Consider the following 21,532-nt stretch of genomic DNA (forward strand, 5'->3'; position numbering starts at 1 on the left):
GTGGCCTCCGAAGCACCACCATTCTGGTGGGAAGAGCCGGACTGGCGGGTCTTGGCGCTGTCGCCGCTATCGGCCATCTATGCCGCCGCCGCCGGCCGCGGCATGCGGCGGGCCAAGCGCGAGAAGATCGAAGCACCCGTTCTGTGCATCGGCAATTTCACGGTTGGCGGCACCGGCAAGACACCGGTGGCCATCGCGCTCGCCAAACAGGCCAAGCGCATGCGTCTCAAACCAGGCTTCCTGTCGCGCGGCCATGGCGGCTCCTTCGCCGAGCCGCATGTCGTCGATATCCATCACGACAGCGCCCGGCATGTCGGTGACGAACCGCTGCTGCTCGCCGAACACGCGCCGGTGGCGGTGACGCCGAACCGCGCCGCCGGCGCTCGGCTGCTGCTGGAACGGCATGGCTGCGATTTCCTGATCATGGATGATGGCTTCCAGAGCGCCCGCATCCACATCGATTATGCGCTGGTCGTCGTCGATGCGCGCTATGGGATCGGCAATGGCCGCGTCATTCCGGGCGGGCCGCTCAGGGCCAAAATCGTCGACCAGCTGGTCTTCACCAGCGGGCTGTTGAAAATGGGCGAGGGCACTGCCGCCGACGCCGTGGTCCGCCAGGCGGCACGCGCCGGCCGGCCAATCTTCGAGGCCCATATAGAGCCAAGCAGCAAGGCAGGGCTTGCCGGCAAGCGGTTCCTCGCCTTCGCCGGTATCGGCCATCCCGAGAAATTCTTCGACACGGTGCGCGAAGCCGGCGGCGAACTGGCATTGACGCGGCCGTTTCCGGACCATCATTTCTATGCCGAGGACGAACTTGCCGAGCTGGCGGCGACCGCACGCGCCGAAGGGCTGGTGCTCATCACCACCGCCAAGGACGCCGCCCGGCTACGCCACGGCGCCTCACAGGACTTTCTCGACCGGCTCGAGGTGCTGGAGATCGACACGGTCTTCGAACTCGACCACGTTCCCGAGCGCATCATCGACGAGACGCTCGATGCCTGGCGCCAGCGCAAGCTGAAAGGCTAAAGCAATTCTAGGAAAAGTGTGAAACGGTTTTCCCGGAAAAAGCGCATAGCGCTTTCCCTTGGGAATTGCGTCAAAACAAAGAGATAGAGCGGTTCGCCGTTCCGTGAAACGGTGAACTGCTCTAACCGCGCTTACGCAGCTCCGGATGCATCTCGATCTCGCGGCGCAGCGAGGCGGTGGCGCTGATGTAGGGCTCCTGCCTGGCGACGCTCCAGTATTTCAACTCGTCGAGCGGAATGCTTTCGCCTGTCACCGCGCAGCGCACGAACGCGCCGGGACTGGTAACCTGGAAGTCGCCATCCAGATAGCGGATGCGGGCTTCCTTGCCGCCGGGGCCTTCGAAACGGTTCATCATGCGGGGACGCCAGGGTTCATGAGGATTTCTCGCCATAAATTCCCGGCGAGGTCAAGCATGCGACAAGCCTGAGACAATGCTGAACGCTTATTGTGAAGCGGAAAAATGGTGTTGGCAGGCCGCAATGGACATTTCCTCCACTCGTCTTCCCGCGTTGCTCAGGGAAGTGATGACGCCGCAGGCAGTGCCCTCGGGGCAGGCTGATCCAGTCATGGCGGCACTGGTCAAGGCGCTGGTCCAACCGCCGGCACCGTCTCTGCTCGCACAACAGACAGCGCCAGCGCTGTTGACTTTGCCGGCCGCGCCAATGGCCGTCAAATCGCAGCAGATCGCATCGGCTGGCATCGTCGATGCCTATCTTGCCCAACTTGAGACGGGCGAAGAGGCGGCGTTGGCGACCATCGCGGCGAGAAAGGCAAAACCCGAAGCCGAAACACTGCGAGCCTTCTTGCCGCCTTCGACAACAGCCAATGACAATGCTCCTGCCAGGGTTGCGGGGCTGTCATTGCTGTCGCTTATCCCGCCGCAGGCTCCAGTCCCGCGCAATGCTGCCGCCCTGGGTACATTGGCGGGCAGGCACAGGCCGGCCAATCAATCCCACGGTGCGGCGCCGAACCCAGAGCAGTTGCTGGTGAAAATTGGCTTTGTTTCGATAATGGCCGGTTTGCTGGGAGCCGTGATCCTCGGGTTCGTTCTGTTGTTGCTTCGTTGAGCTTCGAATCGGCTGGTTCTCGATATATGCCCGGCGGAAGGCCTACCGCTCGGCTTCGATGAACGCCTCGATCTTTTCCGGCGCCAGCCCGGCCTCCGCCGCGATGCGGCGGGCGAGGTCGGCGGCTGCGGCACGCGGCCGCCCGATCGGCCGGTCGAGCCAGTAGGACACCGGATTGAGCGCGGTGCGCTCATCGACGGTGGTGATGCGGCCCGATTGCAATTGATGCCCGGTCAGGGGCGGGCGTGCCAGCGCGATGCCGAGCCCATAGGCGGCGGCGTCGAGCACCAGATTGTAGTCCTCGAAGCGACGGTCCTGCGGGCGCGGGCGGTAATCCATGCCTTGCGCGGCAAACCAGGCGCGCCAGGCCGAAGCGTCGGAGTCGTTGATCAGCGGATATTTGAGCAGCCGGGCAGGATCGCCGCGGCCGATCTCGCGGGCAAGCCCGGGTGACGCGACGGGGAAGACATGTTCCTCGAAAAGCTGCACCGAGACGCGGCCCGGAATGCCGCCGCGTCCACAGCGGATGGAGAGATCGATGCCCTCATCGGCAAGATCGGCCTGGCGGATGTCGACATCGAGCACGATGCGCAGCTTCGAGGGATTGTTTTCCAGAGCCGCCATGCGCGGCATCAGCCACAGTCCGCTGACCGAGGGGATCGAGGTCAGCCGCACCACGGCGGTGCCACGCGGCTCGACCCAGCGGTCGGAATGGGTCGATATCAGCGCAAAGGCTTCCGACGTGCGCAGATGCAGCCGGTTCCCCTCGATCGTCAGCGAGACGCCGCGCGCACCACGGTCGAAGACTTTCAATCCCAGCCAGTCCTCGAGCTTGGCGATCTGCCGGCTGACGGCGCCATGGGTGATATTGAGCTTTTCGGCGGCCGCCGAAAAGCTGCCTGTCCGCGCCGCCGCATCGAAGGCGCGCAGCGTCTCGAGCGGCACCATTGTGTCCGAGCTGTGATCCATAGTCACAGGTGATCCTCGATTTGGTCGTTTGTCAACTGGCCTGAAATGGCGTTTTCTGCCTCTCAGGACCGAAGAATACGAGGGCAGTGAGATGAGCGCGATGACGGGCACGTTGAATTCGACACAGCGGATGGACACCACGGCAGCCATTGCTGTCGCGCTGACGGTGGTCGGCTGGGCTTCTGCCTTTCCCGCCATCCGAGCCGGTCTCGCCGCCTTCGGACCGCTGGAATTGGGTGCATTGCGCTTTGCCATCGCCGCGGTGCCGGCGGCGATCTTCCTTGCCGTCAAGCGCCCGGCACTGCCCAGGCTCGACGAAGTGTGGCGCCTTGTCTTTGGCGGCGCCATCTTCGTCGCGCTCTATACCGTCATGCTCAATTTCGGCGAACTGACCGTCTCGGCCGGTGCCGCCGGCTTCATCATCAATGTCAGCCCGATCTTCACCGCCATCATGGCGATGGTCCTGCTGGGCGAGCGCTTTTCGGGCATGGCCTGGGCCGGCACGGTGATTTCCTTCGCCGGCATTGGCGTCATCGCCATGGCCGACGGGCATGGCCTGTCTTTCAACACCGGTGCTCTTCTGGTGCTTGGTTCGGCCTTGTGCTCGGCCGTCAACACTATCGTCCAGAAGCCGCTGTTTGCCCGCCATCATCCGTTGACCATTTCGGCTTCGAACATGGTGCTCGGCGCACTATGCTTGGCGCCCTTCCTGCCGTCGGCCTTTTCGCAGGCGGCGGTTGCCGACACGGCAGGCCCCGGCGCCGTCATCTTTCTTGGCATCGTGCCCAGCCTGATCGCCTATGCCGCCTGGGCGACCGCGCTGTCGCGTCTGCCCGCCGCACGTGCCTCCAACTTCCTCTATCTGGTCTCGCCGATGTCCGCGCTGATCGGCTTCTTCTGGCTGGGCGAAGTCCCGACGTTGCTCGGCATAATCGGCGGCGCGCTGGCGCTGGGCGGTGTCATCGTGGTGAATTTGAAGAGATGATTTGGTAAGTCGGAGCCATTCCCCGGGCGGGAGTTGCGCCTTTGCCTGCCTTGCTGGTCATCCGGAGATCCGGCCTGATCCATATTGCCGTTTCCCTCATTCGGAACGATCCCTCGGTCAAAGGCGTTTAGCCGGTGTTTATTCGACGGAGGTCCGAATGCCGGGTGCAACGACGCACCGACGCATGCAACTGGATGATCTATCCATTTTTTATCGCGAGGCAGGGCCGCCAGAAGCACCTGTCTTGCTGTTGCCGCACGGCTATCCCTGCTCTTCGTTCCAATTCCGCCGACTGATGCCGGCGCTCGCCGACCGCTGGCGAACGATTGCATTCGACTGGCCGGGCTTCGGATACAGTGGCACACCAGATCCGGCCGCCTTTGGCTATGATTTCGACGCCTATTCCGACGTGCTTTCCAAACTTGCCGGTGAATTCGGTCTCGAACGCTACGCCTTGTGGCTGCATGATTATGGCTCGCAGATAGGACTCCGGCATGCGATCTCGCATCCGGAGCGGATCAGCGCCCTGATCATCCAGAACGGCGACATCTACGAGGACGTGCTTGGCCCCAAATACGCCACGATCAAGGCTTGGTGGACCGACAAGACGCCCGACAGGCACCGTCCGCTCGAGGCCGCCGTGAGCGAGGATGGGTTCCGGGCCGAGTTCATCGGGGAAGTGGCTGACGACGTTGCCACGCGCGTGCCGCCCGATCTCTGGAGCCTTCACTGGCCATTGATGAACACGCCGGTTCGCCAGCAGATCGCCGTCGGTCTGATGGAGAAGCTGGAAGCCAATCTGACCTGGTTTCCGCGCTACCAGGCTTATTTGCGTGAATACCACCCGCCCACGCTGATCCTTTGGGGGCCAGAGGACGGCTATATGCCCGCGGCGTCGGCACGGGCCTATCATCGCGATCTGCCCGATGCGGAACTGCATCTGATCGAAGGGGCGGGTCACTGGCTGCTCGAGACACATTTCGACGACGCGATGCCGCTGGTCCGCGAGTTCCTGGCTCGTGTTCACGCCTGATCCCACCCGGCGTCGCTTGCTGCGCTCAGTTGCTGTCCCCTGTCTGAAGGAGAACCTCATGCCGACCAAACCGACCATCGCGCGCATCTGGCGCGGTCGCACCCGCCGCGACGTCGCCGACGCCTATGAGCCATACCTGCGTGCCGAGGGTATTCCGCCCCTCGAGAAGACGGCGCTTGGCGTCCAATTGCTGCGCGAAGACCGCGATGCCGAGACGTGGTTCACAACCATCTCGTACTGGGCCGACATGCAAGCGATGACGGCCTTTACCAGAGGCGAACCGACCAAAGTCCATCATCTGGACCGCGATGCCGAGTTCCTGATCGAGCTGCCGGAGCGGATCGACATCCACCGGATACTTGTCGATCGTCAGGGACTGCGCTGAGCGGCGAATCTGGTGGTTCGCAATCTCGCCTTCTTCGCGGTGATGTCGCTGATCTGGGGGCTGACCTGGGCGGCGATCAAGCTCGGTCTCAATGACGTGCCTCCGCTACTGCTGGCGGCGGCACGCTATTTGCTGACCGCCGCGCTTCTGGCAACAGCGGTGCGTGGAGCCGGCGCGGCATTCGCCCACGGGCGAACGGGGCGGACGGTGGTCTCGGCATTGCTGGTCAATACCGGCACCTACGGTCTGCTTTTCTGGGGAATGCAGCACGTGCCCTCGGGATTGTCGGGGCTGGTCAACCTGGCGCTGATCCCGATCCTGCTGTTCGCGATTGCCGCATTCACCGGCGAGGAGCGACCGACCTGGCGCCACGCTTCCGCGCTCGCTATCGGCAGCATCGGGCTGGTTGGGCTGTTCTGGACGCGGCTTGGCGCGGGAAGCGGTTCGAGCGGCATCGGGCTCGCTGCGATCGTCGTTGCGACCGCCTGTTATTGCTTCGGCAGCGTGGTTTCGCGCCCGCTGGTGGGCGCGGTCAAACCACTGGCGCTGACAATGGTCCAGGCTGCGATCGGCGGTGTTGCACTGCTTGCGCTGTCGCTCGTGCTGGAGCCGATCTCGGGTGAGACGCTCGAGGCGCTGCACACGCCGGCCGCCATCGGCAGTCTGCTGTTCCTGTCGCTGTTTGGCACGATCGTCGCCTATACGCTCTATCTCGTGCTGATGCGTGATTGGGGCACCGTCCGTGCCGGGCTCTACGCCTTCGTTTCGCCGATCGTCGCTTTGGCGGCAGGAGCCTGGCTTTTCGGCGAGGCGGTCGGCTGGGCTGAAATCGCCGGTGCGATCCTCCTGCTGGCGGCGGCTGCGATCGCGCTGCTCAGGCCGCCAGGCGAAAATCGCGGGTGACGGCATTGTCGGCCGGCCTGGGACCTTCTTGATGTGCCGGCATCGAGCAGCGAAGCGATGGCCCGCAATCCGTCCGCAGCTATCGCCGCCCGAAAAGCCGCTCGATATCCGCCAGCTTGAGTTCGATATAGGTTGGCCGGCCGTGGTTGCAGGTGCCCGAGCCGGGCGTCGCCTCCATCTGCCGCAGCAGGGCATTCATCTCCTCGGCCTTGAGCAGGCGGCCGGAGCGCACAGAGCCGTGGCAGGCCATGGTCGCGGCTATTTTGTCCAGCCGCTCCTTCAGCGTGTCGACCGTGTCGTTGTCGGCGATCTCGTCGGCGAGGTCGCGCACCAATTGCCCGACATTGGTCTCGCCCAGCATCGACGGCGTCTCGCGCACGGCGACGGCGCCGGGGCCGAAGCGTTCGATGCCGAGACCGAAGCGGGCCAGCGTTTCCGAATGCAGCGCAAGCCGCTCGGCATCCTCCTCCGGCAGGTCGATGATCTCGGGCAGAAGCAGCATCTGCGAGGGCACCGGGCGCGAGTGCAGCGCATTCTTCAGCGCCTCGTAGACCAGCCGTTCATGCGCCGCATGCTGGTCGACGATGATGAGCGAATCCCTGGTCTGGGCGACAATGTAGTTCTCATGCACCTGGGCGCGCGCCGCGCCCAGCACCGCGCCGAGCAGGGTCTCGGCCGCTTCATCCTGCCCTGCGCGTGCATCGGCGCTGGCAAGCGAACCGGCATCGAAAGCCGCTTGCTCGTTTTCACGCAAGCCGCGCTGCTCGAAGCCCGCACCCTCGAAACCCATATCGAGCGGCCGCTGCGACGACCGGACGGGATCGAAGCCGGACGGACCCGACGCGCGGTAGGCCGCGTCGTAGCTGCGGTGGCCGTTTGCCGGTCCGCCGTGGCCGTAGGATGCGGCCCCTGGCCGGAACGCCGCCATCATGCCGGCGGCCCCCGTGGTGGCGGCGCGGACGCCGGCATCGGCCAGTGCCTGTCGGATTGCCCCGACGATCAGTCCGCGCACAAGGCCGGGATCGCGGAAGCGCACATCGGCCTTGGCTGGATGGACATTGACGTCGACGATGGCCGGGTCGAGCGTCAGGAACAGCACCGTCACCGCATGGCGGTCGCGCGGCAGGACGTCGGCGTAGGCACCGCGTATGGCGCCGGCGATCAGTTTGTCGCGCACCGGGCGGCCGTTCACATAGGCATATTGCTGCAGCGCGTTGGCGCGGGTGAAGGACGGGATCGACACGTGGCCGGTCAGATGCACGCCTTCGCGCATCGCGTCGAGGGCAATGGAATTGTCCGGAAAGTCGGCGCCCATCACCTGGGCGACACGGCGCAGGCTGCCTGCGGCGTTGTCATCCGCCGCCGGCAATTCCAGCGTCGAGCGGTCCGAGCCGGCCAGCGTGAAGCGCACGGCGGGGAAGGCGATGGCGATGCGCTTGACCACATCGCTGGTGGCCGAGCTTTCGGCGCGCTCGCCCTTCATGAACTTTAATCGGGCCGGCGTTGCGAAGAACAGGTCGCGCACCTCGACCGTGGTGCCGCGATTGGCCGCCGCCGGCCTGACAGGCAGGACGCGGCCACCCTCGATGCCGATCTCGGCAGCGCTGTCACTTGCTGCCGTGCGCGAGCGGATCGACAGTCGCGATACCGAGCCGATCGACGGCAGCGCTTCGCCGCGGAAGCCCAGCGAGCGGATGTCGTTGATATCCTCGGTGAGCTTGGAGGTGCAGTGTCGTGCGATCGCCAGCGCCAGCTCCCGTTCGGGAATGCCGGAGCCGTCATCGGTGACGCGGATCAGGTTCAGCCCACCGCCGGCTGTGACGATCTCGACGCGCGAAGCACCGGCATCGAGCGCATTCTCGACCAGTTCCTTGACCACGCTCGCCGGACGCTCGATGACTTCGCCGGCGGCGATCTGGTTGATCATCGTTTCGGAAAGCTGGCGGATGGGCATGGCGCCACTATAGGCGGATTCGACGCCGATGAGGAAGCATTCGATGTCGGCGGAATAGCGATGATGCTGGCGGGACAGCACCCCCCTCTGGCCTGCCGCCCATCTCCCCCGCAAGGAGGGAGATCGGATGTCGCCACGGCTTTCGCCAATCTGCAGCGCTGCAGGAAGGGTGGCGAGGTTGGAACTGCCAATCTCCCCACTTGCGGGGGAGATGTCCGGCAGGACAGAGGGGGGTGCTGTCCCGCCGACTTCCAAGGGATTGGGAGGCACTGCCCCTCACGCCTGAGCCGCCAGCCAGTCTCGCACCTTGCGGGCGTTGTCGCTGAGTTCCCGGTTCTTCGGCCAGACGACATAGAACGCCTTGCCGGTCTTCAGCACATGATCCGTCACCGGCACCAGCAAGCCCGACGCCAGCAACCGCTCGGCGAGGTGCCGCCAGCCGAGCGCAATGCCTTGGCCTTCCATGACGCCCTGGATCACCAGGCCGTAGTCATTGATGCGCAGGCCGCGCGCGGTATCGCTGAGATTGGCGCCCGCCGACTGGAACCATTCGTCCCAGCTGGCCGCCTCGCGATACGGCTCCTCCAGATGGATGAGGCGGTGCGTGGCCAGTTCGGCAGCGGATTTGGGCAGGCCGAACTTTGCCGCATAGCTGGTGCCGGCGACGGGAAATATCTCCTCGTCCGCCAGCGGCAACGAGTGATAGTCCGGCCAGTCCCGCGGCGCGCCGCCGCGCACGCCGAGCGGAATACCTTCGGCGATGATGTCGAGGTCGCGGTCGGCGGTCTGGATACGCAGGTCGATGCCCGGCAGTTCGTCGCGGAACTGCTGCAGGCGCGGCATCATCCAGAACGAACCGAAGGCGGTCGAGGCGGCCAGCGTGACATGACCGCCGGTCGCCTGCAGGCGTAGATCCTCCGCCGATTTGCGGATATGCGAAAGCCCAAGCGAGACATCGGCATGGAAGCGCTCGCCGGCCTCGGTCAGGAGAACCTGGCGGTGGCGGCGCTGGAACAGCTTGGCGCCAAGCTGCTCTTCCAGCCCGCGCACGGCATAGGAGACGGCGGCCTGCGTCATGCCGAGCTCGCGGCCGGCGGCGGTGAAGCTCGAAAGCCGCCCGGCCGCCTCGAAGACGATCAGGCTGCCGGCCGAGGGCAGGAGGTGGCGCAGGCTTCGCATAAGCTGAGCTTATACAAGAGATCAGGATTTTCCAGCGTCACATCACCATTTTGTCGCGCTAGGCTCCTTCATGAGTGGAATGGAGTTGCCATGAACGCACCGGCCCCTGAAGTGACCGAACATGCCAACCGCCGCAGTGGCGGTCGCCTGGGGCGCAAGGCGCTGCGCGGAGCCCCTGTAACGTCGTTCCCGACCCTGGTCCGCCAGATCCCCGTCTACCAGATGGTCCCCGATGAGGCGGTCGAACTGATCCACGAGGAGTCGCTCTTGATCCTCGAAGAGGTGGGATGCGAATTCCGCGACGACGAGGCTATCGCGCTGTGGAAGGCGGCGGGCGCGGATGTTTCGGAAACTCGTGTGCGGATCGACCGGGCCCTGCTGATGGAACTGGTATCGAAGGTCCCGTCGGAGTTCACGCTCAATGCGAGGAATCCGCAGCGTACGGTGCGGGTGGGCGGCAACAATACCATCTTCGTGCCGATGTATGGCGCGCCCTATGTGCGTGACCTCGACAACAACAGGCGCTACGGCACGCTGGCCGACCTCAACAATTTCCACAAGCTCGCCTACATGGCGCCGGCGCTGCATTCATCGAGTTCGGTCATTTGCGAGCCGATGGAAATCGCGGTACCGAAGCGTCACCTCCACATCATCCATTCCGCGCTTAAGCATTCCGACAAGCCGTTCATGGGCATCGTCACGTCCAAGGAGCGGGCGGAAGACACGATGGCGATGGCGGGAATCGTGTTCGGCGAGGAGTATGTCCGCGACAATCCGGTCCTGGTGTCGATCACCAACTGCAATTCGCCGCTGGTGTGGGACGCCACCATGCTGGACGCGATGAAGGTCTATGCGCGAAGCAACCAGCCGCTGATCCTCGCACCCTTCGCACTGTGCGGCGCCTCGACTTCGGCGTCCGCCGTGGGCGCGGTTGCGCAGGTCAATGCGGAAGCGCTGGCGGGCGTCGCCTTCACGCAACTGCTGCGCCCAGGGTCGCCGCAGATCTACGGGCAGTTCATGGTCACGGTGGACATGAAGACCGGCGCTCCGATGGGCGGCACGCCCGAGGCGGCGCAGATGATGTATCTGATGGGAGCCTTGGCGCGGAAATACCGGCTGCCGTGGCGCACGTCCGGCTTTCATGTCGGGTCGAAGCTCAACGACGCCCAGGCGGGTTACGAGGCGAACATGCTGATGCATGCCGCCATCCTCGCCGGCGCCAACTATATCTGGCACTCCGCCGGGTGGCTCGAGGCCGGCCTGACCTGCGGCTATTCGAAATTCGCCACCGACTGCGAACAGCTCATCGGCTGGTACAAATATGCCGGCGGTCTGCCGTTCGACGATTTCAAGGAAGCGATGGCGGCCATCCGCGAGGTCGGACCGCAAGGCCATTTCCTCGGCACTCAGCATACGCTCGAACATTTCGAGTCCGCCTTCTTCATGCCCTCGATCATGGACTTCAATTCGTTCGAACAGTGGAAGGCAGAGGGGGCGAAGGACCACGACACGCGCGGTCGCGAGAAGGCGCGCAATATGCTGGCGGATTACGAGGAGCCGAAGCTCGACGAAGGCATCGCCGATGGCCTGATGGATTTCATCGCGCGGCGCGAGGAGAGGCTGCCGGACAGCGTCAGTTGACGCGAAGAACCAAGATCAAAGGGAACCAGACGGGAGGAAAAAATGGCATTCTTCAGAAGCAGTGGTGATCGCGTGCCGAGCGCTATCGAGGCAATGGCGATCGAAGCACGCGCGGGTCGTGTCGACCGGCGCGAGTTCCTGGCGCTGGCAAGCGCCTTCGGCGCATCGACGGCGCTTGCCTACGGCATGATCGGCCTTGCCGTGCCGGATCGGGCCTTGGCCGAAGAGCCGAAGAAAGGCGGAACGCTGCGCGTCTCGATGTCGGTGAAGGGGCAGAAGGATCCGCGCACCTACGACTGGGTTGAGCTGGCGAACATTTCGCGCTGCTGGCTGGAGCCGCTTGTCCGCTACACCAGGCAGTTCACCTTCGAGCCGGTCCTGCTCGAAAGCTGGGATATCAATGACGACGCCACCGAATATGTGCTGCATGTGCGCAAGGGCATCACATGGAACAACGGCGATGCCTTCAACGCCGATGACGTCGCTCACAATCTGACGCGCTGGTGCGAGAAGAATGTCGCCGGCAATTCCATGGCCGCCCGTGTCGGCGCGCTGATCGACACAAAGACCGGCAAGGCCAGGGATGGTGCGATCACCAAGGTCGACGACAACACGGTCAAGCTGAAGCTAAGCGAACCAGACATTTCACTGATCCCGAATTTCACCGACTATCCGGCGCTCGTCGTCCATCGCAGCTTCGATGCCGATGGTGCCGATCCGATCAAGAAGCCGATCGGCACGGGACCGTTCGAACTGGTCTCCTACGATGTCGGCCAGAAGGCGGTCGTCAAGCGTCGTGAGAATGGCAAATGGTGGGGTGGTGAAGCGCCGCTCGACAGCGTCGAGTTCATCGACTACGGCACCGATTTCAACGCCACCGTTAACGCGTTCGAATCGGGTGAGATCGACCTCAATTTCGAGTCGCCCGCCGACTTCATCGACATTCTCGACAAGATGGATCTGGTGAAATCGGAGGTGGCGACGGCGACGACGCTGGTTGCGCGCACCAACATTACCCACAAGCCCTATGACGACAAGCGGGTGCGCAACGCCCTGCAAATGGCCGTCGACAACAATGCGGTCCTCCAACTTGGTTACGCCGGGCGAGGCACCCCTGGTGAAAACCACCACGTTGCCCCGATCCATCCGGAATACTATCCGCTGCCCAAGAAGACACGCGACGCCGCCGGCGCCAAGAAGCTGATGGCGGAAGCCGGACAGGCTGACTTCGAGCATGAGCTGATCACCATCGAGGACGATTGGCAGAAGAATACCGGCGACGCCATTGCCGGCCAGCTGCGCGATGCCGGGATTAAGGTGAAGCGCACGGTGCTGCCGGGTTCGACCTTCTGGAACGACTGGACGAAATATCCCTATTCGATGACGATCTGGTACATGCGCCCGCTTGGCGTCCAGGTGCTGGCGCTCGGCTATCGCACCGGCGAGGCCTGGAATGAATCGGCATATTCCAACCCCGATTTCGACGCCAAGCTCAAGCAGGCGCTATCGCTCATCGACGTGGAGAAACGACGCGAGGTCATGAAGGATGTCGAGCAGATCCTGCAGGATTCGGGCGTCATTATTCAGCCGTTCTGGCAGAAGCTCTACAGCCATCAGAACAAGAAGGTGAAGAACTATGGTGTCCACCAGACATTCGAGATGGACCTTCAGAATGTCTGGCTGGACGGCTGAAACAAGGCGCTGCAGGACTTCATGAGCCGCAAAAAAGCCGATATGCAGGATACGTGGTATTGATAGGCTCAAGCCATCAAAAGCCGGAGATTCTGCATGAGACTGACAGTGCTCGTTGCCGCCCTTTCGATAGCCCTTCCGGCCGGCGCCGTCGCCGGACCGGCGTCCGACGCGGTGAAGTTCTTCTATGTCCCGGCGGTCAAGTTCGAGGCCGACGAACAATATCGGGACCGGTTCACCGAACCGGTGACGAAACTGTTCGAGCTGAACGACCAGGCAACGAAGAAGAACCCGGACCAGGTCGCCTGCATCGATTTCGATCCTGGTCTCGACGCCCAGGATTTCGATCAGAAAACCGTCTCGAAAACGCTGAAACTGTCTGAGAAGCTGGATGGCGATAACGCACAGGTCACGGCATCCTTCAGCTTGTTTTCGGAAGGCGACGATTCCAAACGTGAAATGCTCTGGTCGCTCAAGAAGATCGACGGCAAGTGGAAGATATCGGATATCGCTTCCAAGACCAGCGACTGGACGCTCAGCGCGCTGGAATGCATGGCCGGCCAGGCGCCGGAGTGAAGCGATGGCCCATCGCCGGTTCCTGGCGCTGTCGGGTGTGTGCCTGCTGGCGGCTCTGAGCGGCGCCACCGCGCAAGGCCTGTTGGGTGCGCCGCCGGCAAACGCCCCGGCCGGCACCCAGCCGGGCGACAGCGGGGCACCGCCCGCAAATACGCCGGGCGGAGCGGCGGAACCGGTCACGCCGCCGGTTGGATGGTCGCCGGCCGAAGCCGCGCCGGCCGCACCGATCCAGCCGGGCTCGCCGACCGCTGTGGTGCGGCCGTTTTACGATCAGGTCGGGCTGGAGATCGATCCAGCCGAGCGAAGCCATTTCATCGATCCGGCCAAAACCGTGCTCGACAAGAGCGACGCCTTGCGCAAATCCGGGCAGGGCGAGTGCCTCGACCCCAACATGGCGCTCGACAATGCCGATTACGACAAGGCCGAGATCGACAAGAGCCTGAAGACGCTCGAGGCGATCAACGGCGACCAGGCCAAGGTCATCGTCGCCTTCATCATATCGGGCAACCCGCACCGGCTGGAATGGAAATTCAAGAGGGTCGACGGCGACTGGAAGATATCGGACCTGCTGTCGGTGACCGGCGAATGGGCACTCAGCCAATATCAGTGCGAATGATGGGCGAGCTCAACCCCGCCCGCGATAGGGCGCCACCCCGGTGTCGGGCAGCCAGGCGCCTTCGGGCGGAGCGCCGGTTTGCCAGAACACATCGATCGGAATGCCGCCGCGTGGATACCAATAGCCGCCTATGCGCAACCACAGCGGCTTGGTTGCCGCCACGATGCGGCGGCCGATCATGACGGTGCAGTCTTCATGGAAGGCGCCATGGTTGCGAAACGAGGTCATGAACAGCTTGAGCGACTTCGATTCCACCAGAGCCGCATCGGGTGCGTAGTCGATGACGATATGGGCGAAGTCCGGCTGGCCGGTGACTGGGCACAGCGAGGTGAATTCCGGGCAGGTGAAGCGCACGATCGCCGGCGGGCCGTCGCCGCGCGAAAACGGTACGGTCTCCAGGACCGCTGCTTCGGGGCTTTGTGGCGTCTCGACGTGCGCGCCGAGCTGGGTGAGGGTTTTGGTGTCGATCATGGGCCCAATCCTTGTCGCATGCGCCCGCAGTTGCTTGCGGGACGACATGCTTGAAAACGAATTTTGCCGCTCATTAGCACAATTTGAAACCGCAGGAAGACGATGACCAGCAACGATCCGCTTCTCCAGCCCTACCAGCTCAAACATTTGACGCTGAAGAACCGGGTCATGTCGACCAGCCATGAGCCGGCCTATTCCGAGGACGGCATGCCGAAACAGCGCTACCGGCTCTACCATGCAGAGAAGGCCAAGGGCGGCATGGCGCTGACCATGACCGCCGGCTCGGCGATCGTCTCGCGCGACAGCCCGGCCGCCTTCGGCAATCTGCATGTCTATGACGACAGGATCGTGCCGTGGCTGGCCGAGCTCGCCGACGCCTGCCACGAGCACGACTGCAAGGTGATGATCCAGATCACCCATCTCGGCCGCCGTACCGGCTGGAACAAGGCCGACTGGCTGCCGGTGCTCTCGGCCTCGCCGGTGCGTGAGCCGGCGCATCGCGCATTCCCGAAGACGATCGAGGACTGGGACATCGAGCGCATCGTCGCCGACTATGCTTCGGCCGCCCAGCGCTGCGAGGCCGGCGGCCTCGACGGCATCGAGTTCGAATCCTACGGCCATCTCATGGACGGCTTCTGGTCGCCGGCCACCAACCATCGCGACGATGAATTCGGCGGCTCGCTGGACAACCGCCTGCGCTTTACCAACATGGTGCTCGATGCCGTGCGGGCGGCCGTCGGCGACAAATTCGTCGTCGGCATCCGCATGGTCGCCGACGAAGATTTCGAAAAAGGCCTGTCGAAGGCGGAGGGGATCGAAATCGCCAGGCGGCTGGCGGGCTCCGGCAAGGTCGATTTCCTCAACATCATTCGTGGCTCGATCGAGAGCGATGCGGCGCTGACCAAGGTCATCCCGGTAACCGGCATGCGCTCTTCGCCGCATCTCGATTTCGCCGGAGAGGTGAGGGCGGCGACGAAATTCCCGACCTTCCACGCGGCGCGCATATCCGACGTGGCCACCGCACGCCACGCCATCGCCACCGGCAAGCTCGACATGGTCGGCATGACCCGCGCCCATATCGCCGATCCGCACATCATCAAAAAGGTGATGGAGGGGCGCGAGCATGAGATCCGCCCGTGCGTGGGCGCCACCTATTGTCTCGACCGCATCTATGAGGGCGGCGAAGCGCTTTGCGTCCACAATGCCGCGACCGGCCGCGAGGCCGAAATCCCGCATATCATCGTCAAGACCGAAGGACCGAAGCAGAAAATCGTCGTCGTCGGGGCCGGCGCCGGCGGGCTGGAGGTTGCGCGGGTCGCGGCCGAGCGCGGCCACAAGGTGATGGTGCTTGAAGCATCGAGCCAGGCCGGCGGGCAGGTGCGATTGGCGACGCAGAACCCGCGCCGCAAGGAGCTGATCGGTATCATCGACTGGCGGCTGGCCGAACTCGATCGGCTCGGCGTCGAGATCCGCTACGACACCTGGGCGGAAAAAGACGATGTCCTGGCGCTGTCACCCGATGTGGTGGTGGTCGCTACCGGCGGTCTGCCGCAGAACCCGCCGCTGACGGCCGGCGACAACCTTGTCACCTCGAGTTGGGACATCATGGCCGGCAGCGTCAAGCCGGCCGAAAATGTGCTGCTCTATGACGACAATGGCGGCCATCAGGGCATGGGCGCCGCCGAACTGATCGCCAATGCCGGCTCGAAACTCGAGCTTGTATCGCCGGAGCGTTTCTTTGCCCCGGAAATGGGCGGCATGAACCATGTGCCCTATATCAGGGCCTTTCAGGAAAAGGGCGTCACCATCACCATCAACACGCGGCTGCGTTCGGTGCGGCGCGAGGGCAATCAACTGATCGCAGAGCTGGCTTCGGATTTCGCCGATGGCTGGCGCGGCGAGCGCAGGGTCGACCAAGTGGTGGTCGAGCACGGTACGCTGCCGCTCGACGATCTCTACCTATCGCTGAAGCCTCTGTCGAAGAATGGCGGTGCGGTCGACTACGAACGGCTGGTGAGCGGTGGCGACATCTTTCCCAAGCGCAATCCAGAAGGCGGCTTCGTGCTGTTCCGCATCGGCGACGCGGTCGCCTCGCGCAACATCCATGCCGCCATCTATGATGGCATCAGGTTCGGCTTGCGGATCTGAATTTAGCTATCGCGAGGATCGGTGGCGCGCGGTCGGACCTGCGTACGAGAGCCCGTATACTTCGGTCTGGCCGCGCGCCCGCACGTCATTGGCTCGTCGCCAGACAACGTACGATTCTGCGAGCTTGTGCTGCGTGGCGGCGCTCAAAACATTCTGGCGGTGGCCATGCACAGCACGGTCAGCACCAGCAGCCCCCCTGCGATGCGCTCGCCTCTTGTCATCTTCGCGCGCAACTGGCTTTCCGTTGCCGCATCGGCACCGGCAAGCTGCCTGCTGGCTGAGCCCACCAGCGCGCCTTGCACGCCGGCGGCGATCAGGGCGGTCACGATGCCCAGCGCCAGCACCTTCTCCATCGAGCCGAAAACGCCCTCGTGAAAGAAATACCAGAGCAGTATGCCGGTCAGGAAAACCAGACCGGCAGCGCCCATTTGCGGCCGGAAGAACCGTTCCGCCCGGATGTCCGGGTCACGGCCGACCGCGATCGTCGTACCCGCCCAGAATACACCTGCCATGACATGAAGGCCGATAACGACGATGTAGACATATTGCATGACCGGATTTCCTCTTTAGCCCGCCATCTCTCGGTAATTAGATATCAAATGGTTAGATGTCAATGTATAAGTCGCGCCAGTTCCATCCGTGCATGACACCGTCTAGTGTCCTGCAATGACACCCTTCGAACGCCCGCCAGTCGGCATGAATCTCGGACGAACCGCCAAGCTGGTTGCCCAGGCCTTCGACGCTGCCCTGGTCGAGGCCGGTGGCACGCTGCCGGTCTGGCTCACGCTGCTGTCGGTCAAGTCGAGCAAGCTTGCCAATCAGCGTGAACTCGCCGGCATGATCGGCATCCAAGGCGCGACGTTGACCCACCATCTCAACGCGATGGAGGCGCAGGGCCTGCTGACGCGCCGCCGTGATCCCATCAACCGCCGGGTTCATCTGGTCGAACTGACCGCGGCCGGAGAAGCGATGTTCGAGACATTGCGTAAGGCCGCGCTTTCCTTTGACAAGCGGCTGCGGGTCGGACTGTCCGACGAGCGGCTGGCGGAGTTCGCGCAGGTGCTGGCCGTGTTGCGGGCGAATGTGGGATGATCTTGGTGGGATCGACGGGCCTTGTTTGATCCGAGTTGCTCTGCTATATGACCACTCTAGTCATTTTGGAGCAAGCTATGCGCGAGATTCAGTTGAAGGATGCCAAGGCAACACTTTCAGCGGTGGTCGATCAAGCCGTCGCCGGGACGCCTGCCGTCATCACTCGTCACGGGCGCAAGCAGGCTGTCATTCTGTCTTTCGAAGACTATGAAAGGCTCTCGCGCGTGCCAAGTTTTGGACAATTGTTGGCGGCCTTCCCTGGTGACCTTGGCGATATTCCGCCTCGTTCCCGCAAACCGGCTCGCAAGGTCGCGTTGTAACGCGGTCGATGTTTCTGCTGGATACCAATATCATCTCAGCAATGGCGCCGTCCAAGAAAGCGGATCGGCATGCATTGGCGACTTGGCTCGACCAGGCGAGCAACCATCTGTTCCTGTCCGTTGTCACCGCATCCGAAGTTGCCGCTGGAATAGCGAAGGCCGAACGTGAGGGTGCGACAACAAAGGCGAACTCGCTGCGCGGCTGGTGGCAAGCGGTTCAGCACCTTTATGGAGAAAGAGTGCTTCCCTTCGATTTGCGCGCCGCGCATGCTGCGGGACTAATCCTGGATCGGGCGAGGGCGCACCGGCCTGGATTTGAAGACATAGCGATCGCTGCCACAGCCGAGGTCCATGGTTTAACGATACTGACGGACAACGAGCGTCATTTCGCGCCACTTGGTGTGCCAATGCTCAATCCGCTGAAGAGCTTGCCGTCTTTGCCGGCTCAGTCGTCGTAGCCCTGGATTGTCCCAAAAGTGTAATGGCGCAGCTTCAGCGCGGCGATCAAATTGGTCAGCTTCGTCTTGCCGTCGAAGCCGTCCTGGAACATCTCGTCATGCATCAGCAGGATCAGCTTGCCGGGCTTGACGAAGCGGCCATAGCCGAACAGGTGATCGATCTCGCTGACCAGATGATCGACGCTCTGCACCGGCTCGCCGTTGTCCTTGTGCACCCATTCATGGTCCCAGCCGTAGAGATAGAAGCCTGAGGCCGCGACAAACTCGTAATCGGGCTCTTCACGCCCCTCCTGGGCGAGGCCAAGCGAAGTGTCGTTCTTCGACATGGAGGGCAGCCTGAACACGTCGCGCCCCGGCAGTCTTGCATGCACCAGGGGCTTCAACCCGAGCACCGCGTTTGCCCGTACCATGTCGGCGACGACACCTTCGGTGTCGCCGTAAAAATGCCGGTAGTGATTGTAGGCATGGCTGTAGCTGTGGTTGCCGAGCGTCACCAGAGGAAGCTGCCTGGCACGCTGGACGAGCGCTCTGTTGGCGGCGCTAGCCTGTGCGTGCATGCCGACCATGAATAGGGTTGCAGGAACCTGCTCGGCTTCCAGCACATCGAGGATGTTGCTTGTGCCGTTCAGCGGCCCATCGTCGAAGGTAAGATAGATTATGCGATCGGCCCCTTGGGCGGGAACCGCAAAAATCAAAAGCGCCGCCAGCACAAACCGAAACGGTGTCATCGGCCCCGATATCCGGTTGCGATCACGACAAGGCCGCCATGTCCACAACGGCTTGTCAAGGCGAGCCGGTGCATGTCGCCCAAAAGTGCGCAGCGGTTTTGGGATAACGACATGCACAAACAAAAAGGCAAACCTATGCCAGGCTTCCTTGCAGCACCGTCAGCTTGGCCTTCTTGGGCATGCGGGCGGTCAGCCATTCCAGCGCCTTGTCGTGCGGCATCGGGAAGGCGATGGAGTAGCCCTGCACCTGGTCGCAGCCGATCGCCATCAGCGAATTGAGCTCGGCCTCGGTTTCGGCGCCCTCTGCGACGATCGAGATGCCAAGGCCACGCGCCAGCTCGGTGATGGCGCGGACGATCTTCGAGTTGTCGCCATTCTCATGGATGTTCTGGACGAAGCGGCGATCGATCTTCAGCCGGTCGATCTCGTTCGGGTTGACATGGCTGAGCGAAGCATAGCCGGTGCCGAAATCATCGAGTTCAAGATGGACGCCGGCTGCCCGGATGTGCCGCAGCTTGGCCGCGATGCCCGTCTTTTCGTCATCGAGGATGACGGATTCGACGATTTCCAGCGACAGTTTCTGCGGCGGCAGCCCGGCCTTTTCCAGCGTCTCGAACAAGAACGCATCGAAGTCGTGCTCGCGCAGCTCGGTGCCGGAAACATTGACGGCAAGCCGTCCGAAGGCAATGCCGGCGCGATTCCATTCGGCCGCCTCGTTGATCGCCTTGGTGATGACGATGCGACCGATCTCGGGCATGAAGCCGCATTTCTCGGCGACCGGAATGAACTCGCCGGGCGGGATCATGCCGCGCTCCGCATGGTTCCAGCGCACCAGCGCCTCGATGCCGCTGATCGTGCCGTTGGTCAGCGAAACCTGCGGCTGGAAATAGACCTGGAACGCCCGCTCCGCGATGGCGACCTTGATGTCGTGCTCGAGCTGCTTGCGATAGTCGAGTTCGCGGCGCAACTCCTCGGAGAAGAACGAGAAGTTGCCGCCGCCAAGCTTCTTGGCTGAGTACAGCGCCAGATCGGCGTGCACCAGCAGGTCCTGGGCATTGTCGGCGTCGATCGGGTAGACGGCGATGCCGGCGCTGGCGCCTGGGAGAATGGTCGTGCCCTGGAAGACGATCGGCTCGTTGATGTGTGCCAGGATGCGCCGCGCCAGCATATTGATGTCTTCGGTGCCGCCGGCGCCGCCGAGGATCATGACGAACTCGTCGCCGCCCAGGCGCACGCACAGATCCGACGCCCGGCAGGAATCGCGCATGCGCTGTGCCGTGACGACCAGCACATAGTCGCCGGCGGCGTGGCCGAGCGTATCGTTGATCTGCTTGAATCGGTCGAGATCGAGCTGGACGACGGCAAGGCGTTCGCGACGCCGGTGCGTGCCCTTGATCAGCGTGTCGAAATGATCGGTCAGGAACGTGCGGTTGTGCAGGCCGGTGAGGCCGTCATGCACCGCGATGAAGGCCATGGAATTGCGCGCGTCGATCAATTCATGCGTCTTGCGCAGGATGGCGTTCGACATCGGCCTGAAGATGAACAGCGCCACCAGTATGATGACGCCGATTGTGGCGTAGAACAGCGTGCGGTGGAGAGCGAGCAGCTTCTCGGAGCGGTCGTCGGCGTCGGCAGTGATGCGCTGGCCAAGCGCGGCATAGCCCGACAAGGTCGCGTTGGCGACAGACGCGTCGAGATTGACGCGTTCGCCGCCGCCCTTGTAACCGCCATTGCCGCTGAATTGCGATTCATAGGCCGAGATCAGGCGTTCGCCATTGGCGATCAGCCCGACCGAGAAATAGTCGAGGTGGAAGGGCTTGGCGAAAAGGACGCTTTCGATCGACTTCGGGTCGAGCTTGGCCGGCGATTGCGGATCGGCTCCCGTCTGATCGAGCAGCAGGTCGTAGTTCGTCTCGAACTCCGCCGTTGCCTGCTTGAGCGCGCTGACCAGCGCCGGTTGCTTGTCGCGTGAACCGGCACCCGTTGCGCTGGCAAGGAAGACGATGCGCTGCGACAGCGTCTTTTGCGTGCTGACGATGTCGAGCAAGGTGTGGTTGTGCTGCTGGGTGGCCATCATCTGCTGCAGCAGGATGAAGGAGGCTATCACCATGGCCGCAATGATCAGCAGGGCCAGCCAATAGCCAGCCTTGATCAGCAGTATGAGCTTGCCTGAAACGGTTTGCACCGGCTGCTGCGACATTTTCGGGGGCGGCCCTCTCGCCTACGGATTCTTGCCTAAAGATTCTTGTATGAGCACCATTGAACTGCAAACGTTAACAGGACCGGAAA

22 protein-coding genes are annotated in these 21,532 nt (G+C 63.1%); 14 read left to right on the forward strand and 8 right to left on the reverse strand.

What is annotated here, in order from left to right; genetic code table 11:
* Positions 1 to 1,026, forward strand: coding sequence for a tetraacyldisaccharide 4'-kinase (gene lpxK, locus NKK51_RS16350; RefSeq protein ID WP_023813560.1), 1,026 nt, complete (start codon positions 1 to 3; stop codon positions 1,024 to 1,026).
* Positions 1,027 to 1,147: 121 nt separating this feature from the next.
* Here the strand turns inward: lpxK and NKK51_RS16355 are convergent, their stop codons facing one another.
* Positions 1,148 to 1,381 (reverse strand): DUF2093 domain-containing protein, encoded by a 234-nt coding sequence (locus NKK51_RS16355; protein WP_031213688.1) that lies wholly within the window; start codon positions 1,379 to 1,381, stop codon positions 1,148 to 1,150.
* Between the two features lie 76 nt (positions 1,382 to 1,457).
* Between NKK51_RS16355 and NKK51_RS16360 the strand changes: the two genes are divergently transcribed.
* A complete protein-coding gene (locus tag NKK51_RS16360) occupies positions 1,458 to 2,093 on the forward strand; it encodes a hypothetical protein (protein ID WP_245273293.1) in 636 nt (211 codons plus the stop codon).
* Between the two features lie 42 nt (positions 2,094 to 2,135).
* Here NKK51_RS16360 and NKK51_RS16365 read toward each other — a convergent pair whose 3' ends face one another.
* Positions 2,136 to 3,062, reverse strand: coding sequence for a LysR family transcriptional regulator (locus NKK51_RS16365; RefSeq protein WP_023813563.1), 927 nt, complete (start codon positions 3,060 to 3,062; stop codon positions 2,136 to 2,138).
* A gap of 91 nt (positions 3,063 to 3,153) precedes the next feature.
* Here NKK51_RS16365 and NKK51_RS16370 point away from each other — a divergent pair, with 91 nt between their 5' ends.
* The 4 genes from NKK51_RS16370 to NKK51_RS16385 all read left to right on the forward strand — a co-directional run bounded on the left by NKK51_RS16370 (position 3,154) and on the right by NKK51_RS16385 (position 6,368).
* Positions 3,154 to 4,047 (forward strand): DMT family transporter, encoded by an 894-nt coding sequence (locus NKK51_RS16370; protein ID WP_352553933.1) that lies wholly within the window; start codon positions 3,154 to 3,156, stop codon positions 4,045 to 4,047.
* Positions 4,048 to 4,204: 157 nt separating this feature from the next.
* Positions 4,205 to 5,080 (forward strand): alpha/beta fold hydrolase, encoded by an 876-nt coding sequence (locus NKK51_RS16375; protein ID WP_023813565.1) that lies wholly within the window; start codon positions 4,205 to 4,207, stop codon positions 5,078 to 5,080.
* Positions 5,081 to 5,138: 58 nt separating this feature from the next.
* Positions 5,139 to 5,465 carry an antibiotic biosynthesis monooxygenase family protein gene (locus NKK51_RS16380; protein ID WP_023813566.1) on the forward strand — a complete coding sequence of 109 codons (327 nt, stop codon included), beginning with the start codon at positions 5,139 to 5,141 and terminating at the stop codon, positions 5,463 to 5,465.
* Positions 5,466 to 5,477: 12 nt separating this feature from the next.
* Positions 5,478 to 6,368, forward strand: a complete 891-nt coding sequence (locus NKK51_RS16385; RefSeq protein ID WP_127288980.1) for a DMT family transporter — start codon at positions 5,478 to 5,480, stop codon at positions 6,366 to 6,368.
* 79 nt (positions 6,369 to 6,447) lie between these two features.
* Here NKK51_RS16385 and mutL read toward each other — a convergent pair whose 3' ends face one another.
* Both mutL and NKK51_RS16395 read right to left on the reverse strand, forming a co-directional pair.
* A complete protein-coding gene (gene mutL, locus NKK51_RS16390) occupies positions 6,448 to 8,322 on the reverse strand; it encodes a DNA mismatch repair endonuclease MutL (RefSeq protein WP_352554001.1) in 1,875 nt (624 codons plus the stop codon).
* A gap of 276 nt (positions 8,323 to 8,598) precedes the next feature.
* Positions 8,599 to 9,501, reverse strand: coding sequence for a LysR substrate-binding domain-containing protein (locus tag NKK51_RS16395; RefSeq protein ID WP_127288978.1), 903 nt, complete (start codon positions 9,499 to 9,501; stop codon positions 8,599 to 8,601).
* 90 nt (positions 9,502 to 9,591) lie between these two features.
* On the opposite strand from NKK51_RS16395, the gene NKK51_RS16400 reads away from it, so the two are divergent.
* From NKK51_RS16400 to NKK51_RS16415, 4 genes are all read left to right on the forward strand, one after another.
* A complete protein-coding gene (locus NKK51_RS16400) occupies positions 9,592 to 11,142 on the forward strand; it encodes a trimethylamine methyltransferase family protein (protein WP_128305066.1) in 1,551 nt (516 codons plus the stop codon).
* Between the two features lie 42 nt (positions 11,143 to 11,184).
* Positions 11,185 to 12,834, forward strand: coding sequence for an ABC transporter substrate-binding protein (locus NKK51_RS16405; protein ID WP_352553935.1), 1,650 nt, complete (start codon positions 11,185 to 11,187; stop codon positions 12,832 to 12,834).
* A gap of 96 nt (positions 12,835 to 12,930) precedes the next feature.
* Positions 12,931 to 13,410, forward strand: a complete 480-nt coding sequence (locus tag NKK51_RS16410; RefSeq protein WP_352553937.1) for a DUF3828 domain-containing protein — start codon at positions 12,931 to 12,933, stop codon at positions 13,408 to 13,410.
* Between the two features lie 4 nt (positions 13,411 to 13,414).
* The gene (locus NKK51_RS16415; protein WP_352553939.1) at positions 13,415 to 14,026 is read left to right on the forward strand and encodes a hypothetical protein; all 612 of its coding nucleotides are present in this window, start codon (positions 13,415 to 13,417) and stop codon (positions 14,024 to 14,026) included.
* Between the two features lie 9 nt (positions 14,027 to 14,035).
* Here NKK51_RS16415 and queF read toward each other — a convergent pair whose 3' ends face one another.
* The gene (queF, locus tag NKK51_RS16420) at positions 14,036 to 14,497 is read right to left on the reverse strand and encodes a preQ(1) synthase (protein ID WP_010915503.1); all 462 of its coding nucleotides are present in this window, start codon (positions 14,495 to 14,497) and stop codon (positions 14,036 to 14,038) included.
* Between the two features lie 102 nt (positions 14,498 to 14,599).
* Here queF and NKK51_RS16425 point away from each other — a divergent pair, with 102 nt between their 5' ends.
* Complete coding sequence (locus NKK51_RS16425; protein ID WP_352553941.1) at positions 14,600 to 16,645, forward strand: oxidoreductase; 2,046 nt, start codon at positions 14,600 to 14,602, stop codon at positions 16,643 to 16,645.
* A 143-nt stretch (positions 16,646 to 16,788) separates the two neighbouring features.
* On the opposite strand, the gene NKK51_RS16430 is transcribed toward NKK51_RS16425, so the two are convergent.
* Positions 16,789 to 17,196, reverse strand: a complete 408-nt coding sequence (locus tag NKK51_RS16430) for a hypothetical protein (protein ID WP_127258021.1) — start codon at positions 17,194 to 17,196, stop codon at positions 16,789 to 16,791.
* 115 nt (positions 17,197 to 17,311) lie between these two features.
* Between NKK51_RS16430 and NKK51_RS16435 the strand changes: the two genes are divergently transcribed.
* The 3 genes from NKK51_RS16435 (at position 17,312) to NKK51_RS16445 (ending at position 18,515) form a co-directional block, all read left to right on the forward strand.
* On the forward strand, positions 17,312 to 17,737 hold the full coding sequence (locus NKK51_RS16435) for a MarR family winged helix-turn-helix transcriptional regulator (protein ID WP_023813575.1): 426 nt from the start codon (positions 17,312 to 17,314) through the stop codon (positions 17,735 to 17,737).
* 77 nt (positions 17,738 to 17,814) lie between these two features.
* Complete coding sequence (locus NKK51_RS16440) at positions 17,815 to 18,057, forward strand: type II toxin-antitoxin system Phd/YefM family antitoxin (RefSeq protein ID WP_023813576.1); 243 nt, start codon at positions 17,815 to 17,817, stop codon at positions 18,055 to 18,057.
* An 8-nt stretch (positions 18,058 to 18,065) separates the two neighbouring features.
* A complete protein-coding gene (locus NKK51_RS16445; RefSeq protein WP_023813577.1) occupies positions 18,066 to 18,515 on the forward strand; it encodes a type II toxin-antitoxin system VapC family toxin in 450 nt (149 codons plus the stop codon).
* Here the strand turns inward: NKK51_RS16445 and NKK51_RS16450 are convergent.
* Positions 18,503 to 19,243, reverse strand: a complete 741-nt coding sequence (locus NKK51_RS16450) for a polysaccharide deacetylase family protein (protein WP_352553943.1) — start codon at positions 19,241 to 19,243, stop codon at positions 18,503 to 18,505. The genes NKK51_RS16445 and NKK51_RS16450 overlap by 13 nt on opposite strands.
* 133 nt (positions 19,244 to 19,376) lie before the next feature.
* Entirely contained in the window at positions 19,377 to 21,443 is a 2,067-nt protein-coding gene (locus tag NKK51_RS16455; protein ID WP_128305075.1) for a putative bifunctional diguanylate cyclase/phosphodiesterase, read from the reverse strand.
* Between the last annotated feature and the right edge of the window lie 89 nt (positions 21,444 to 21,532).

Source organism: Mesorhizobium sp. M0011, assembly GCF_040324155.1.
In the GTDB taxonomy this organism is placed as follows: Bacteria; Pseudomonadota; Alphaproteobacteria; order Rhizobiales; family Rhizobiaceae; genus Mesorhizobium.

Excerpts from the sequence above, each read along its gene's own strand:
- queF (WP_010915503.1), bottom strand. The coding sequence starts at position 14,497 with ATGATCGACACCAAAACCCTCACCCAGCTCGGCGCGCACGTCGAGACG.
- NKK51_RS16410 (WP_352553937.1), top strand. The coding sequence starts at position 12,931 with ATGAGACTGACAGTGCTCGTTGCCGCCCTTTCGATAGCCCTTCCGGCC.
- NKK51_RS16440 (WP_023813576.1), top strand. The coding sequence starts at position 17,815 with ATGCGCGAGATTCAGTTGAAGGATGCCAAGGCAACACTTTCAGCGGTG.
- NKK51_RS16370 (WP_352553933.1), top strand. The coding sequence starts at position 3,154 with ATGAGCGCGATGACGGGCACGTTGAATTCGACACAGCGGATGGACACC.
- NKK51_RS16380 (WP_023813566.1), top strand. The coding sequence starts at position 5,139 with ATGCCGACCAAACCGACCATCGCGCGCATCTGGCGCGGTCGCACCCGC.
- NKK51_RS16395 (WP_127288978.1), bottom strand. The coding sequence starts at position 9,501 with ATGCGAAGCCTGCGCCACCTCCTGCCCTCGGCCGGCAGCCTGATCGTC.
- NKK51_RS16450 (WP_352553943.1), bottom strand. The coding sequence starts at position 19,243 with ATGACACCGTTTCGGTTTGTGCTGGCGGCGCTTTTGATTTTTGCGGTT.
- NKK51_RS16360 (WP_245273293.1), top strand. The coding sequence starts at position 1,458 with ATGCTGAACGCTTATTGTGAAGCGGAAAAATGGTGTTGGCAGGCCGCA.
- mutL (WP_352554001.1), bottom strand. The coding sequence starts at position 8,322 with ATGCCCATCCGCCAGCTTTCCGAAACGATGATCAACCAGATCGCCGCC.
- NKK51_RS16375 (WP_023813565.1), top strand. The coding sequence starts at position 4,205 with ATGCCGGGTGCAACGACGCACCGACGCATGCAACTGGATGATCTATCC.
- NKK51_RS16445 (WP_023813577.1), top strand. The coding sequence starts at position 18,066 with ATGTTTCTGCTGGATACCAATATCATCTCAGCAATGGCGCCGTCCAAG.
- NKK51_RS16365 (WP_023813563.1), bottom strand. The coding sequence starts at position 3,062 with ATGGATCACAGCTCGGACACAATGGTGCCGCTCGAGACGCTGCGCGCC.
- NKK51_RS16405 (WP_352553935.1), top strand. The coding sequence starts at position 11,185 with ATGGCATTCTTCAGAAGCAGTGGTGATCGCGTGCCGAGCGCTATCGAG.
- NKK51_RS16415 (WP_352553939.1), top strand. The coding sequence starts at position 13,415 with ATGGCCCATCGCCGGTTCCTGGCGCTGTCGGGTGTGTGCCTGCTGGCG.
- NKK51_RS16400 (WP_128305066.1), top strand. The coding sequence starts at position 9,592 with ATGAACGCACCGGCCCCTGAAGTGACCGAACATGCCAACCGCCGCAGT.
- NKK51_RS16435 (WP_023813575.1), top strand. The coding sequence starts at position 17,312 with ATGACACCCTTCGAACGCCCGCCAGTCGGCATGAATCTCGGACGAACC.
- NKK51_RS16425 (WP_352553941.1), top strand. The coding sequence starts at position 14,600 with ATGACCAGCAACGATCCGCTTCTCCAGCCCTACCAGCTCAAACATTTG.
- NKK51_RS16455 (WP_128305075.1), bottom strand. The coding sequence starts at position 21,443 with ATGTCGCAGCAGCCGGTGCAAACCGTTTCAGGCAAGCTCATACTGCTG.
- NKK51_RS16355 (WP_031213688.1), bottom strand. The coding sequence starts at position 1,381 with ATGATGAACCGTTTCGAAGGCCCCGGCGGCAAGGAAGCCCGCATCCGC.
- NKK51_RS16430 (WP_127258021.1), bottom strand. The coding sequence starts at position 17,196 with ATGCAATATGTCTACATCGTCGTTATCGGCCTTCATGTCATGGCAGGT.